The organism is Nonomuraea sp. NPDC047529, assembly GCF_040642995.1.
GTDB lineage: Bacteria > Actinomycetota > Actinomycetes > Streptosporangiales > Streptosporangiaceae > Nonomuraea.
The window spans coordinates 85454-99124 of sequence record NZ_JBEYTJ010000030.1; the positions used below are offsets into that span (position 1 = coordinate 85454).

Below are 13671 nucleotides of genomic sequence, written 5' to 3' on the forward strand. Positions count from 1 at the left end.
CACGCCCAATCCTCGTTTCCTAGCTCGGGAGTGTCCGCCAACATGATCATCGCCAGTGACATCGAGCTGCGCGCGGGCGCGCGTCTGCTCATCGAGAACGCCTCCTTCCGGGTCAACCCCGGCGACAAGATAGGTCTGGTCGGCCGCAACGGCGCGGGCAAGACCACGCTGACCAAGGTGCTCGCGGGCGAGGCGCTGCCCGCCGCGGGCGCGGTCACCTCCTCCGGCAGCATCGGCTACCTGCCCCAGGACCCCCGTCAGGGCGACCTGCAGGTGCTGGCGCGCGACCGCATCCTGTCCGCGCGCGGCCTCGACGAGGTCCTGCGCAAGCTGCGCGAGGCCGAGGTCGGCATGTCCTCGGCCGACGAGCGCACCCGCGAGAAGGCCGTCAGGAAGTACGGCCGGCTCGAAGACCAGATGCACGTTCTGGGCGGCTACGCGGCCGAATCCGAGGCCGCCTCCATCGCCTCCAGCCTCGGTCTGCCCGACCGGGTCCTCGGCCAGACGTTGCAAACGCTTTCCGGCGGCCAGCGGCGCCGCGTGGAATTGGCGCGAATTCTTTTCAGCGGAGCGGAAACTCTCCTTCTAGACGAGCCGACAAACCACCTAGATGCGGACTCAATCGGGTGGCTTCGTGATTTTTTGCGCTCTCATCAAGGTGGCTTGGTGATCATCAGTCACGACGTCGGCCTTCTTGAAGCCACGGTCAACAAGGTCCTCCACCTCGACGCCAACCGCTCGGTGATCGACCACTACAACGTCGGCTGGACGGCCTACCTGGCCCAGCGCGAGACCGACGAGAAGCGCAGGAAGCGCGAGCGGGCCAACGCCGAGAAGCAGGCGGGCGCGCTGCTGGCCCAGGCCGACAAGATGCGCGCCAAGGCCACCAAGGCCAAGGCGGCCCAGGACATGATGCGCCGGGCCCACCGCCTGCTGGCCGGCACCGAGGAGGAGCGCCAGAGCGACAAGGTCGCCCGCCTGCGCTTCCCCGAGCCCCGGCCGTGCGGCCGCACGCCGCTCATGGCCGAGGGCCTGTCGAAGTCCTACGGCTCCCTTGAGGTGTTCACCGACGTCAACGTGGCCATCGACCGAGGTCACAGGGTCGTCATCCTCGGCCTCAACGGCGCCGGCAAGACCACGCTGCTGCGCATACTCGGCGGCATCGAGTCCCCCGACACCGGCGACCTCAAGCCCGGCCACGGCCTGAAGGTCGGCTACTACGCCCAGGAGCACGAGACTCTCGACCCTTCTCGTACGCTGCTGGAGAACATGCGTTCGGCGGGCGGCGAGTTCACCGACACCGAGTTGCGCAAGGTCCTCGGCTCGTTCCTGTTCTCCGGCGACGACGTCGACAAGCCCGCCGGTGTCCTGTCCGGCGGCGAGAAGACCCGGCTGGCGCTGGCCATCCTGGTGTTGTCGAGCGCCAACGTCCTGCTGCTCGACGAGCCCACGAACAACCTCGATCCGGTCAGCCGCGAGCAGGTTCTCAACGCTCTGAGGTCGTATTCAGGAGCAATCGTCCTCGTCACCCATGACGAGGGTGCCGTTGACGCCTTGTCACCGGATAGGGTGATCTTGCTGCCTGACGGAACTGAAGACGCGTGGAGCGACGAATTTTCCGATCTTGTGGCACTTGCCTGATCTTAATTTGAGTGGGTACGGATCTTTTCCCGTGGAGTAGGTAGCCGATCCCGCTGAAATGACTGATCATGGCGGAGTAACGCTGCGGAAGTCCGGCACTACAGGAGGTACTCGTGGCCGAGACACTGAAGAAGGGCACCCGGGTCACCGGGGCCGACCGGGAAAAACTGGCCGGCGATCTCAAGAAGCGCTATGCGCAGGGCGAGAGCATCCGCGCCCTGGCCGCTTCGACCGGTCGGTCCTACGGGTTCATCCACCGCATCCTTAGCGAGTCCGGTGTGACTCTGCGCGGGCGCGGCGGGGCGACTCGAGGCAAGTCCAAGCGCTGACGGCTGCCTCGGTACGTGCGACCGCAGCCGCCCGTCCCTTGTCAGTCGCTGTCGCGCCCGAGCCAGAATCATATTCTGTAAGCTCGGGCGCGACGGTCAGCCTTGGTCTCGCACCCCGTGCGCGACCGGACGGAGGGAGCAGGCGATGGCGGAAGCACAGGCGCAACAGCGCGGGGGGAACGCGGAGGACGTCTCTGCCGAAAGGCTGGCGGAGATCGGGCTTCGTCATGAGGTGGACGGTGAGATAGCGACGATCACGCTGGACCGGCCGGAAAAGCGCAACGCACAGACGTTCGCGACATGGTCGGCGCTGGCTCGCATCGGCGAGAGCCTGCCCGAGCAGGTGCGCGTCGTCGTCGTCAAAGGTGAGGGACCGTCCTTCTCGGCAGGAATCGACCTGCGGATGTTCACACCAGAGGGAGTGCCCGGACAGGGCTCGTTCAGTTCGGCCGCCGCAACCGACGGCGAGACCTTCGAGCAGCGCATACGTCAGGCCCAGGACGGGTTCCTGTGGCTGCGCCGCCCGGAGATCGTCTCCATCGCCGCCGTGCAGGGGCACGCGATCGGCGCGGGGTTCCAGCTCGCGCTCGCCTGTGACCTGCGCATCGTGGCCGACGACGTCACCTTCTGCATGAAAGAGCCCGCACTGGGCCTGGTCCCGGATCTGACGGGGACCAAACCGCTGGTCGAGCTGGTCGGACTGGCCAAGGCGATCGACATCTGCCTGACCGCCAGGAACGTGTACGCCGAGGAGGCCATGCGCATCGGCCTCGCGGAGCAGGTGGTCGCCGGGGGCGACCTGGACAAGACCGTACAGAACAAGATCGCGGAGCTGCTGTCGACGAACCGGGACGCGGCGGTGGCGACGAAGCGCCTCCTCCAGGGGGCGCGGGCGCGCTCCCTGGAGGAGCAGAGTGCGGCCGAGGGCAGGGAACAGGCCAAGCGCATCACATCCCTGTTCGGACCGCGTTAGAGCCACCGCTCGGGGGCGGGGCTCTGGTTCGCCGTGAGCGGATCGTGGAATCGCCGGGTGTCCTCGTGACGCTGACCCGGGGGAGGAGGAGGGATCCCCCGTATGGCGATGATGGGAGGGGGCTTCGGCCCTCATGTCTGGACGTCGCTGCGCCGTGACGGCTCGGTGACCAAGCAGCGCATCGCGCCGGGCACGGTCCGGCGCATCGGGCGGCACGCGCGCCCGCACACCAGGAAGATCGTGGCGTTCCTGCTGCTCGTGACGGTGGGGGCGGTGATCGTGGTCGCCAACCCGCTGCTGATGAAGGCGATCATCGACGACGGCATCCTGACCGGGCGCACCGGCGTGGTGATCGGCCTGGCCGTGGCCATCGCCGCGCTCGCGGTCCTCGACGCCGGGCTGACGCTGGCGCAACGCTGGTTCTCCGCGCGCATCGGCGAGGGGCTCATCTACGACCTGCGCACCGAGGTGTTCGACCACGTGCAGCGCATGCCGGTGGCCTTCTTCATGCGGGCCCAGACCGGCGCGCTGGTCAGCAGGCTCAACAGCGACGTGATCGGCGCCCAGCGGGCGCTGACCAGCACGTTGTCGTCGGTGGTGTCCAACGTGGTCAGCCTGGTCCTGGTGCTGGGCGCGATGCTGGCGCTGTCGTGGCAGGTGACGCTGGTCGCGCTGGTGCTGCTGCCGATCTTCATCGTGCCCGCCAAGTACGTCGGCCGGCGCATGTCCGCGCTCACCCGCGAGCAGATGCAGCTCGACGCCGAGATGAGCTCGGTCACCACCGAACGCTTCAACGTGGCCGGCGCCATGGTCGCCAAGCTCTACGGCCGGCCCGAGGACGACGCGGCCACCTACGCCGCCCGCGCGGCCCGCGTCCGCGACGTCGGCGTGACCGTCGGCATGTACGGCACGGTGTTCCGGGTCGCGCTCGGCCTGGTCGCCGCCCTGGCCACCGCGCTGGTCTACGGCATCGGCGGCGTGCTCGCCGTCGGGGGCGCCTTCGAGCTGGGCACCCTGGTGGCCCTGACCGCCCTGCTGATGCGCCTGTACGGCCCGCTGACGTCCCTGTCCAACGTGCACGTCGACGTGATGACGGCGCTGGTCAGCTTCGACCGCGTCTTCGAGATCCTCGACCTCAAGCCGATGGTCGCCCAGCGGTCCGGCGCGCGGCCGGTGCCCGAGGGGCCGGTCACCATCGACTTCGACGACGTGCGCTTCCGCTACCCGTCGGCCGAGGAGGTCTCGCTGGCCTCGCTGGAGTCGGTGGCCCGGCAGGACTCCGGGGGGCCGTCGCAGGAGGTGCTCAAGGGCGTCTCGTTCACCGCCCGTCCCGGGGAGATGATCGCTCTGGTCGGCCACTCCGGCGCGGGCAAGACCACCATCACCTCCCTGGTCTCCCGCCTCTACGACGTCGGCGCGGGGGCCGTCCGGATCAACGGGCTCGACGTGCGCGAGGCCACGCTCGACTCGCTGCGCGACACCGTCGGCGTCGTCATGCAGGACGCCCACCTCTTCCACGACACGATCGGCGCCAACCTCCGCTACGCCCGGCCCGGCGCGAGCGACGAGGAGATCCGGGACGCCCTGCGCGCCGCGCAGATCGGCGACCTCGTCGAGGGGCTGCCCGACGGGCTCGACACCGTCGTCGGCGACCGCGGCTACCGGCTGTCCGGCGGCGAGAAGCAGCGGCTCGCGCTGGCCAGGCTGCTGCTGAAGGCGCCACGGGTGGTCGTGCTCGACGAGGCGACCGCGCACCTCGACTCCGAGTCCGAGGCGGCCGTGCAGCTCGCGCTCAAGAAGGCCCTGCAGGGCCGTACGTCGCTGGTCATCGCCCACCGGCTGTCCACGATCAGGGAGGCCGACGAGATCCTCGTCGTGCACGACGGGCGGGTGGCCGAGCGCGGCCGGCACGAGGAGCTGCTGGAGCGCGGCGGCCACTACGCCGAGCTCTACCGCACGCAGTTCAGCTCGGGAGGTAGCCCAGCCGGGTGAGCTCCTGGCGGGCCACCTTCTCCACCAGCTCCAGGTCGGCCGGCCGCAGCCGCTCGCGCCAGGCGCCGACCTCGGGGGCGCGGGAGCCGTACAGGGCGATCTTGGACACCCGCGTCTCCAGGAAGCCGGTGAGCGCGGCGATCGTCTCGGCGGGCTTGAGCGCCAGGTCCTCGTAGCGGACGGTGAGGAGCTGCTGCTCGGGCAGCTCCCGGCGCAGCTCGGCGCTCAGCCGCACGGCGCTGCGCCAGCGCAGCGCCGCCTTGCCCGCCGCGGGCATGCCCTTCCACCGGTCGAGGTGCTCGTCCTTGTTGACGCCGAGGAAGGCGTTGGGGAACTCGGTGCTCTCGGAGAGCATCGCGGGCTTGAACCAGGCCAGGCACGCCGGGTCGCCGAGCATGCCGGCGACGGCGTCCCTGCCGTCCCTGATCAGCTGGACGAAACGGGCGTCGGGGAACGCCTGGAGCAGCACGAGCGCGCTGTAGAGCAGGTCGGGGCTGCCGTCGCCGAACCGCGTCACCTCCTCCGCCGCCACGCACGGGCCGCTGCCGGTCACGCCGCCCGCCTCCCGGCACGGCTCGGCGCACTGCGCGCACGAACGCGGGGAGACCTGCCAGGACTCGGCCAGCGCGTCGCGCAGCACGCGGACCGCGCCCGACGTGCGGCCGATGGACGGTTTGCGGGCGAAGGCGTACACGACGTGCGCCACGTTCGCGCGGCCCATCGTGACGTGGAAGCCCGGGGAGCGTTTCAGGGCACGGGCCAGCAGGTCCGCGCCGGAGTGCGGGGCGCCGAGCAGGAAGACGGGCCTGCGGACCTTGATGCCGTTGACCACGAGGATGTGGGGCGGAAGTCGCATACTGGACCACAAGTGTGACACCGTTTGGCAGGTGAACGAGCCAATCAGCGTTTCGGTGCTTACGCGGGCCCCGGCGCTCCCAGGCGTCCAGGAGTTGATCGATGCAGCAAGGTGACACCGTCGCGATCGTCATGCCGTCGGGGCCGCCCTCGGCCGTCCTGCTCGGGCGGGGTGTCGAGCGGCTGGAGGCCCGCGGTCTGAAGGTGGTGGCCGGGCCGCACGCGCTCGACCGCCAGGACCTCGACTACCTGGCCGGTGAGGACGCCGCCCGCGCCGCCGACCTCCAGGCAGCCTGGTGCGACCCGGCCGTCTCGGTGGTCTTCTGCGGCAGGGGCGGCTACGGCGCGGCCAGGCTGCTCGACCTGCTCGACTGGGACGCCATGCGCGCGGCCGGGCCGAAGGTGCTCGTCGGGTCGAGCGACATCACGGCCCTGCACAACGCCTTCGCGATCGAGCTGGGCGTGCCGACGCTGCACGGCCCGATGCCGGCCTGCGACCTCATCGCCGGCGAGCAGGGCCCCGAGCCGAGCTCGTGGGAGAGCCTGTGGGCGGCGCTGGCCGGGGAGCGCGCGACCGTGCGCGGCGACCGGGTGCTGGTGCCCGGCCGGGCCGAGGGCGTGCTCACCGGCGGCAACCTGTCGCTGCTCGCCTCGATGTGCGGCACCCGGTACCAGCCCTCGTTCGACGGCAGGCTGGTGCTGCTGGAGGACATCGGGGAGGAGCCGTACCGGATCGACCGGATGGTGACGCAACTGCTCCAGGCGGGGGCGTTCGACGGGGTGCGCGGGATCGTGCTGGGGTCGTGGGTGGACTGCGGCGATCCGTACCCGGTGCTGGTGGACCGGCTGGCGCCGCTCGGGGTGCCCGTGGTGGCCGGGCTTCCGGTGGGACACGGGTCACCACAGATGAGCGTGTGGCTGGGGGAGCTTGGGGCTATCGATACCGAATCGTGCTCCCTGGCTGGTCCGTTCCGCGATGGGGAGCAGGCAAGGTAGGAAGACACGTAAAGGGACGAACCCGACAGAGGGGACGGTGTGTGAGCTTCTTCAGGCGCGACCCTGAGCCCTCCCGCCGGCCGATCGAGGACGTCGACCTCGACTCCCTGCTCGGCCTCGTGGCGGAGTCCCTGGGGTTCGTGTGCGAGTTCGCCCGCGACGGCGCGTCGCTGACCCTGCGCGGCGACGGCATCGCCGAGCTGGTCGTGAAGCTGACCGGGCTGCGCCGCGAGGCCGGGCGCCGGGCCAGGGAGGACTGGCCGGTGCTGGTCTCCGAGCACCTCGCGCACGCCCTCGCCACCGCCGACGAGCGCTACGACGCCTGCGACCTCGACCAGGTCGCGTCCCTGCTGCGCACCCGGGTGGAGGCCGTCGACGAGGTCGCCGACCTGACCCGGGTGGTGGGGCGGCACCTCAACGCCGACCTGGTGGAGCTGCTGACCGTCGGCTCCCGCCTGGTGCGGCCCGAGGAGGCCGGCTGCTGGCCCGTCCCGACCGCTCAGGCGCTCGACCTGGCCGTCGCGAACGTCCGGCGGGAGGAGCGGCTGCGGGCCGAGAGCATCGAGCTGGGCGGCACGCCGGTGACCCGGCTGACCGGCATGACCCCGGCGGCCGCCACCCATCTGCGCTGGCTCGGCGACCACCTCGCGGTGCCCGCCGACGGGGTGCTGGTGGTGCTGCCGGACCCGTACACGATGCTGGTGCACCCGGTGGACGGCATCGGGGTGGTGCGGGCCATCGAGCGGCTGCGGGTGCACGCGGCGCGTACGGGCGGGATGAGCCCGCAGGTCTACTGGTGGCACCAGGGGCGGCTGACGCTGATCCGGGCCGACATCGTGGTGCAGCAGGGGCAGACGAGGCTGGTGGTGGCGCCGCCGCCGGAGTTCGCCCGCATCATCGCCCGCCTGGCCGTCTGACCCGCCGGACGGCTCACCGGCCCCGCGGCGGGTGTTCCCCGTGGCGCAGGGCCGCGCAGCGGGCGCGGACCGACTCCGCCTGGGCGTCCCCGAGGGTGTCGTAGCACTCCAGGGCCCGCCTCCAGGCGTTCAGGGCCTTGGCGGGGTCGCCTGCGGCGGCGTGCGTGTCGCCGAGCCGCACCAGCGTCTCCGCGGCCGGGTGCGGGTCGTCGCAGGCCAGCAGGAGCTCGGCCGCCCGCTCGTAGCAGGCCACGGCCCGTACGTGGTCGCCCATGGCGTCCAGGACGTAGGCGACGCTGTCCCAGGCGTGGCCCTCGCCCTGGGCGTAGCCGAGGTCGGCCAGGATGCGCTGCGCCCGGCTGCAGTCCGCGTACGCCTGGTCGTACTCGCGGCGCTGGGCGCGCCACCAGCCGGCGTTGTTCAGCGCGCGGGCCTGGCCGATGGCGTCGCCGCCCGCCTCGAACAGCTCCAGGGCCCGCAGCGCGTGGCGCAGCTCCTCGCCGGGCCGCACCCGGCTGACCGGAACGGCCAGGCCGAGGTGCAGGTGCGCCTCCAGGACCGGCTCCCCGAGGTCGCGGTGCAGCTCGACGGCCTGCTCGAAGTGCGCGACCGCCAGCTGGTCGTCGCCGAGCTTGGCGTGGGCGCGGGCCAGGCGGCTGTGACAGCCCGCCTGGGCCAGGAGGTCGCCGAGCCGCTCCGCGCACTCCAGCGCCACCTCCTGGACGCCCAGGATCTCCTCCCAGGGGCCGCGGCGCTGCATGAACTCGCCGAACCCCCAGGCGAGCTGCCAGGCGTGCCGGTCCAGCCCGGCCCGCGCCGCCTCCGCCACCAGCGCGGGCAGCGCCACCGACTCGGCGGCGTACCAGCGCAGGGCCTCCTCCGGGGCGGTGAAGCGCTCGACGGTGACGCCGCGGGCGGGCCGCGCCGGGGCGATGTGCTCGCGGTGCGGGTAGCAGGCGGCGCTGGCCGCGCAGGCCGAGTGCAGGTAGTGGTCCAGCAGGCGGCGCGTGGCGGCCCGGCGGGTGGCCGGGCGGTCGGCGGCCCGTGCCTGCTCGGCGGCGTACGCGCGCAGCAGGTCGTGCAGGCGCGGCCGGCCGCGGGCCGACAGCTCGACCAGGTTGGCGCGGTCGAGCTGGTCGACGAGCCCGCGGGTGCGCTCCACGGGCAGGCCGGCCAGGCTCGCGACCGCGGCCAGCGCGAGGTGCGGTCCGGCCTGGCCGCCGAGCCGGCGGAACAGCCGTGCGGCCTCCTCGGGCAGCTCGCGGTAGGACCGGCCGAACACGGTCCGCAGGTCGATCGCGGGATCGGTGTCGGCGAACGGCTCCAGATCCGTACCCGCGCGGTCCAGACCGGCGGCGATCTCGGCCAGGGGGAGGTCGGAGCGGCGGACCGTACGGGCCGCCACGATGGCCAGGGCCAGCGGCAGGCGGCCGCACCTGTCGACGATCAGCTCCGCGGCCTCGGGTTCGGCGGCCAGGCGGTCCGCGCCCACCCGGGCGGCCAGCAGGCCGTGCGCCTCGTCGGCGGACAGGACGTCCAGGTGCAGCAGGGACGCGCCCACGGTGACCGACAGCGCGGGCAGCTCCGTCCGGCTGGTGATCACGGTCAGGCAGCCGGGTGCCGTGGCCAGGAGCGGGGTGACCTGCTCGGCGGCGCGGACGTCGTCCAGCACGACGAGCACCCGGCGGGTGGCCAGCAGGCTGCGGTAGAGCCCGGTCCGGTCCTCGACGCCCGGCGGGATCCGGGTCTCCGGCACGCCGAGCGCGCCCAGGAAGCGGGACAGGACGGCTGAGGCGTCGGCCGGGTCGAGGGCGCCGAGGTGGGCGTGGAGCTGGCCGCCGGGGAACCGGTCGCGGTGGTGGTGCGCCCAGTGCAGCGCCAGCGAGGACTTGCCGACGCCGGGCGGTCCCGAGATCACGCAGACGGCCGCGGAGCCGGCCAGGCGCTCCAGCTCGGCCTTGCGGCCCACGAAACCGGCGAGTCGGGCGGGCAACTGCGCGGGAACCGGCGGCGCGTCCACGCCCGGCGCGGTCCCGCCCGGAGCGTCCCCGCCCGGCGGGCCCGGCCGGGGCTCCGGTGCCGCCTGACGGCGTGTTCCGGTTGTCCGGCCTGTCCCGCCTGTTCGGAGGAGCAGGTGGTGGAGGTCGCGGAGGGCGGCGCCGGGTTCGACGCCCAGTTCCTCGGCGAGGGTGCGGCGTACGCCGGCGTAGCGGGCCAGTGCCTCGGCGGTCCGGCCGCCCTCGTGCAGCGCCTCGATGAGCGCGACGGCCACCAGCTCGTCCAGCGGGTACGCCTCGGCCAGCGGTGACAGTGCCGCGACCGCGGCCCCGGGGTCCTCGGCCGACACCGTACGGGCCCAGCGCAGCACGACCTCCTTGCGCTCCTCCCACAACCGCCGGCGCACCCGTTCGGTCCACTCGCCCGGCAGCCCGGTCAGCGGGTCGCCGCGCCACAACGCCAGCGCCTCCTCCAGCGGCGGACGAGGATCGGCCGCCGTCGCCGCCACCTCGGCCAGGCTCCGGAAGCGCCGCAGATCCACGCCCGGCTCGGCCACGTCGAGCTGATAGCCGCCGACCCGGCGCAGCACGCGGCCCTCGTCGCCGAGCACCTCGCGACGCAGCCGGGTGATGATCGTGTACAGCGTGTTCCGCGCGCCCGGCGGCACGCGTTCGCCCCAGATCCGGGCCTCCAGCGTCTCGGCGGGCACGACCCGGCCCACCTCCCAGGCCAGCGCGGCGAGCGCGAGCGCGGCCTGCGGAGGCCGTACCGGCCTGGTCTGATCCGCGCGCTCCAGCTCCACCGGTCCGAGCAACCGAATCATCATGATCTTCGAGCCTAATCAAGGGGGACCGGTTCATCCCGCGTTGTCACGTCTTCGAGACGGCATTGAGAAGTCATTGAGAAGTCGCTCAGACGGCCGGGTGAGGCTGCCCGGGTCAGTTCGTCCTCCCGCCGGGCCGGATCCGGCGGGGATCACGGAAGGCAGGGGTACATGCGTATTCTCACCGGACTCTGCGACCGTCTCGTCGCGCGTCTCGTCCCCCAGGTGACCGCCGCGGCGGCCGGTTGCTGGGTCGAGCGGAAGAACGGTCTGTGCCGCCGCTGCTGCGACTACGGCGACAAGGGCGTCAGGTGCAACGGCTGGTCGACGTACTGCCTGTAGGCACCGCGATCTGACGTGACGGGCCGGGCTCCGCCGACGGGGTCCGGCCCGCTGTCCCCCGTGACGAGGAGGTCTCAGTGATTCACGCCCTGGCGGCGGCCGTGCTGGTGCTGGCGGCGCTGACCGTGCTCAACCTGATGGTGGGCCTGGGGATCGTCCGCCGGTTGCGGGCGCACGCCGAACGGCTCGACGCCCTGGACGGATCCGCCGGCGGCCCGCCGCCCTCGCTCGAACCCGGCGACACGGCCGCGGAGTTCCTGCCGGGGGCCGACCTGCCCGCGCGCACGCTGGTCGGCTTCTTCTCCCCGTCCTGCGCGCCGTGCGAGGAACTGGCCCCCCGGTTCGCCGAACTGGCCGCCACGATGCCGCGCGCGCAGGTCGTCGCCGTGATCGCGGGCCCGCCCGGCGAGGCGGAGCCCATGCGCGCGCTGCTCGACCCGGTGGCCACGGTCTTCGCCGGCGAGCCCGACGGCGGGCAGCCGGCGCGGGCGTTCAAGGTCGAGGTCTTCCCCAAGGTCTTCCTCGTCGACGACAGCCGTACCGTGCTCGCGGCCGGACACGACCTGGCCGGCGTGACGGCGGTCGCGCGTGACTGAGCGGTCCGGGCCGCTCGCGGTGGCCCGGCTGGCCTGGAGCAGCGCGCCGGCCATGGTCGTCGGCTACCTGGCGGCCACCCTGGCGCAGGCCGCCGTCCCGATCGCGGCGGCCTGGTTCACCAAGAGCGTGTTCGACGTGCTGACCGCCCACGACGGATCGGTGACGGGCCCGGCGCTCGGGCTGGCGGCGAGCGGGCTGGCCGCCGGCGTGCTGCCGAGCCTGTCCGGCTACGCCAACGCCGCCCTGGGCAGGGCCGCCGGGCTGCGCGCCACCGACCGGCTGTTCGCCGCCACCGAACGCTTCGCCGGACTGCGCCACTTCGAGGACCCCGCGTTCCTGGACCGGCTGCGGCTGGCGCAGCAGGCCACCGTCACCTGTCCCACGCTGCTCGGGTCCGCCTTCGACGTCGGCAGGGCCGCGCTGACGGTCACCGGGTTCCTCGGCGTGCTGGCCGTGGTCGATCCGTGGCTGGCGGCCGTCGTGCTGGCCTCGCTGGTGCCGGCGCTCGCCGTACAGCTGCGCCTGGCCAGGAGGCAGGTGGCGATGCTCTGGCAGACCAGCCACGCCGAGCGGCGGGAGCTGTTCTACGGACAGCTCCTGACCAGCGCCGAGGCCGCCAAGGAGGTCCGGCTGTTCGGGATCGGCGGGTTCCTGCGCGGGCGGATGCTGACCGAACGGGCCCGCATCGACCGCGCCGAGCGCCGCCTCGACCTGCGCCGCCTGGCCGCGAACGGCGCGCTCGAACTGCTGGCGGCGCTGGTGGCCGGAGGCGGGCTGCTCTGGGCGGGCGTGGCGGCGGGCGCGGGCCGGATCGGCGTCGGCGACGTGGCCATGTTCATCGGCGCGATGGCCGGCACACAGGCGGGGCTCAACACGATGGTGCAGATGATCGCGCAGATGGCGCAGAGCCTGCGCCTGTTCGGCCACTACCTGGACGTCGCCGGCACCCCCTCCGACCTGCCCGTGGCGGCGGCCCCGGCGCCGGAGCTGCGGCACGGCATCGAACTGCGCGACGTGTGGTTCCGCTACGGCGACGAGCATCCCTGGATCCTGCGCGGCGTGAGCCTGTTCATCCCGCGCGGCCACAGCCTCGCCCTGGTCGGCCTGAACGGCGCGGGCAAGAGCACCCTGGTCAAGCTGCTGTGCCGCTTCTACGACCCCACCAGGGGCACGATCCTGTGGGACGGGACCGACCTGCGCCGCCTCGACCCGGCCACCCTGCGCGCCCGCATCGGCGCCGTCTTCCAGGACCACATGGCCTACGACCTGACCGCCGCCGAGAACATCGGCCTGGGCAACCTCGCCCAGCTCGGCCACCGGCCCGCCATCGAGGCCGCGGCCCGGCAGGCCGGCGTGCACGACACGCTCGCCGCCCTCCCGCACGGCTACCGAACCCCGCTGACCAGGCTCTTCGTCGGCGACGACGGAGAGGGAGACGGCGCGCGGGCCGGGGTCGAGCTGTCGGGCGGGCAGTGGCAGCGCGTCGCCATAGCCCGCGCGCTGCTGCGCGACGCCCCCGACCTGATGATCCTCGACGAGCCCAGCTCCGGCCTGGACCCCGAGGCCGAGCACGACGTGCACGTCCGGATGCGGGCCGGGCGGGCGGGGCGTACCGGGCTGCTCGTCTCGCACCGGCTCAACACCGTCCGCGACGCCGACCTCATCGTCGTGCTGGAGGAGGGACGGGTGGCCGAGCGGGGACGGCACGAGGAGCTGATGGCCCGGCGGGGCCCCTACGCCCGGCTGTTCACCCTGCAGTCCGCCGGTTACGTCGAGGAGCCGGCCGGATGAGCTACCTGGCCGGGCTCGTGCTGGTGGTGGCCGCCGCCGCCTTGGTGTGGGCGCGACGGCGGTTCCTGTCGGTACGGGTCGAGGGCGTCAGCATGGAGCCGACGCTGCGGCCGGGGCAGCGGCTGCTGGCCCGGCGGGTCGAGGGGACGACCGGCGACATCGTGATCGTGCGCAACCCGAACGCCACCGCCCCCAACCCGCCGTTGCTGGTCAAGCGGCTGGTCGCGGGCGGGGGCGAGCGGCTGCCCGCCGTCCTGGGCGGCGGGCTCGTGCCCGCCGGGCGGATCGCCGTCCTCGGTGACAACCCGCGGTGCAGCGTGGACTCGCGGCACTTCGGTCTGCTGCGCGCCTCCGACGTGGTGGCGGTCGTCAGGTCCCGGCAGCGGGGGAGCGGCGGCACGCCGGGATGACGCGCGG

Annotated in this window: 12 protein-coding genes; 10 read left to right on the plus strand and 2 right to left on the minus strand. The window is 73.0% G+C overall.

The window, feature by feature from the left end:
• Positions 1–42 precede the first annotated feature (42 nt).
• From ABZ815_RS36550 to ABZ815_RS36565, 4 genes are all read left to right on the plus strand, one after another.
• Positions 43–1641 (plus strand): ABC-F family ATP-binding cassette domain-containing protein, encoded by a 1599-nt coding sequence (locus ABZ815_RS36550; RefSeq protein WP_357705781.1) that lies wholly within the window; start codon positions 43–45, stop codon positions 1639–1641.
• Between the two features lie 113 nt (positions 1642–1754).
• Positions 1755–1970 carry a helix-turn-helix domain-containing protein gene (locus ABZ815_RS36555; RefSeq protein ID WP_125642298.1) on the plus strand — a complete coding sequence of 72 codons (216 nt, stop codon included), beginning with the start codon at positions 1755–1757 and terminating at the stop codon, positions 1968–1970.
• Between the two features lie 145 nt (positions 1971–2115).
• The gene (locus ABZ815_RS36560; RefSeq protein ID WP_357705782.1) at positions 2116–2943 is read left to right on the plus strand and encodes an enoyl-CoA hydratase/isomerase family protein; all 828 of its coding nucleotides are present in this window, start codon (positions 2116–2118) and stop codon (positions 2941–2943) included.
• Between the two features lie 102 nt (positions 2944–3045).
• Positions 3046–4935, plus strand: coding sequence for an ABC transporter ATP-binding protein (locus ABZ815_RS36565; protein ID WP_357705784.1), 1890 nt, complete (start codon positions 3046–3048; stop codon positions 4933–4935).
• Here the strand turns inward: ABZ815_RS36565 and ABZ815_RS36570 are convergent.
• On the minus strand, positions 4907–5791 hold the full coding sequence (locus ABZ815_RS36570) for a sulfotransferase (RefSeq protein WP_357705785.1): 885 nt from the start codon (positions 5789–5791) through the stop codon (positions 4907–4909). The two genes, ABZ815_RS36565 and ABZ815_RS36570, sit on opposite strands and share 29 nt — an antisense overlap.
• Before the next feature lie 101 nt (positions 5792–5892).
• Between ABZ815_RS36570 and ABZ815_RS36575 the strand changes: the two genes are divergently transcribed.
• A complete protein-coding gene (locus tag ABZ815_RS36575; RefSeq protein ID WP_357705786.1) occupies positions 5893–6786 on the plus strand; it encodes an LD-carboxypeptidase in 894 nt (297 codons plus the stop codon).
• A gap of 41 nt (positions 6787–6827) precedes the next feature.
• On the plus strand, positions 6828–7703 hold the full coding sequence (locus ABZ815_RS36580; protein WP_357705787.1) for a hypothetical protein: 876 nt from the start codon (positions 6828–6830) through the stop codon (positions 7701–7703).
• A gap of 13 nt (positions 7704–7716) precedes the next feature.
• Here the strand turns inward: ABZ815_RS36580 and ABZ815_RS36585 are convergent, their stop codons facing one another.
• Positions 7717–10527, minus strand: a complete 2811-nt coding sequence (locus tag ABZ815_RS36585) for a BTAD domain-containing putative transcriptional regulator (protein ID WP_357705788.1) — start codon at positions 10525–10527, stop codon at positions 7717–7719.
• A 168-nt stretch (positions 10528–10695) separates the two neighbouring features.
• Between ABZ815_RS36585 and ABZ815_RS36590 the strand changes: the two genes are divergently transcribed.
• From ABZ815_RS36590 to ABZ815_RS36605, 4 genes are all read left to right on the plus strand, one after another.
• On the plus strand, positions 10696–10866 hold the full coding sequence (locus tag ABZ815_RS36590) for a hypothetical protein (protein ID WP_357705789.1): 171 nt from the start codon (positions 10696–10698) through the stop codon (positions 10864–10866).
• A gap of 77 nt (positions 10867–10943) precedes the next feature.
• The gene (locus tag ABZ815_RS36595) at positions 10944–11462 is read left to right on the plus strand and encodes a hypothetical protein (protein WP_357705790.1); all 519 of its coding nucleotides are present in this window, start codon (positions 10944–10946) and stop codon (positions 11460–11462) included.
• A complete protein-coding gene (locus tag ABZ815_RS36600) occupies positions 11455–13254 on the plus strand; it encodes an ABC transporter ATP-binding protein (RefSeq protein WP_357705791.1) in 1800 nt (599 codons plus the stop codon). Before ABZ815_RS36595 ends, ABZ815_RS36600 begins: the two co-directional genes overlap by 8 nt.
• Positions 13251–13664 carry a S26 family signal peptidase gene (locus tag ABZ815_RS36605; protein ID WP_357705792.1) on the plus strand — a complete coding sequence of 138 codons (414 nt, stop codon included), beginning with the start codon at positions 13251–13253 and terminating at the stop codon, positions 13662–13664. Before ABZ815_RS36600 ends, ABZ815_RS36605 begins: the two co-directional genes overlap by 4 nt.
• Positions 13665–13671 lie beyond the last annotated feature (7 nt).

Coding starts and splice junctions, on each gene's coding strand:
- ABZ815_RS36550 (WP_357705781.1), top strand. CDS start 43: ATGATCATCGCCAGTGACATCGAGCTGCGCGCGGGCGCGCGTCTGCTC.
- ABZ815_RS36560 (WP_357705782.1), top strand. CDS start 2,116: ATGGCGGAAGCACAGGCGCAACAGCGCGGGGGGAACGCGGAGGACGTC.
- ABZ815_RS36565 (WP_357705784.1), top strand. CDS start 3,046: ATGGCGATGATGGGAGGGGGCTTCGGCCCTCATGTCTGGACGTCGCTG.
- ABZ815_RS36570 (WP_357705785.1), bottom strand. CDS start 5,791: ATGCGACTTCCGCCCCACATCCTCGTGGTCAACGGCATCAAGGTCCGC.
- ABZ815_RS36575 (WP_357705786.1), top strand. CDS start 5,893: ATGCAGCAAGGTGACACCGTCGCGATCGTCATGCCGTCGGGGCCGCCC.
- ABZ815_RS36585 (WP_357705788.1), bottom strand. CDS start 10,527: ATGATGATTCGGTTGCTCGGACCGGTGGAGCTGGAGCGCGCGGATCAG.
- ABZ815_RS36590 (WP_357705789.1), top strand. CDS start 10,696: ATGCGTATTCTCACCGGACTCTGCGACCGTCTCGTCGCGCGTCTCGTC.
- ABZ815_RS36605 (WP_357705792.1), top strand. CDS start 13,251: ATGAGCTACCTGGCCGGGCTCGTGCTGGTGGTGGCCGCCGCCGCCTTG.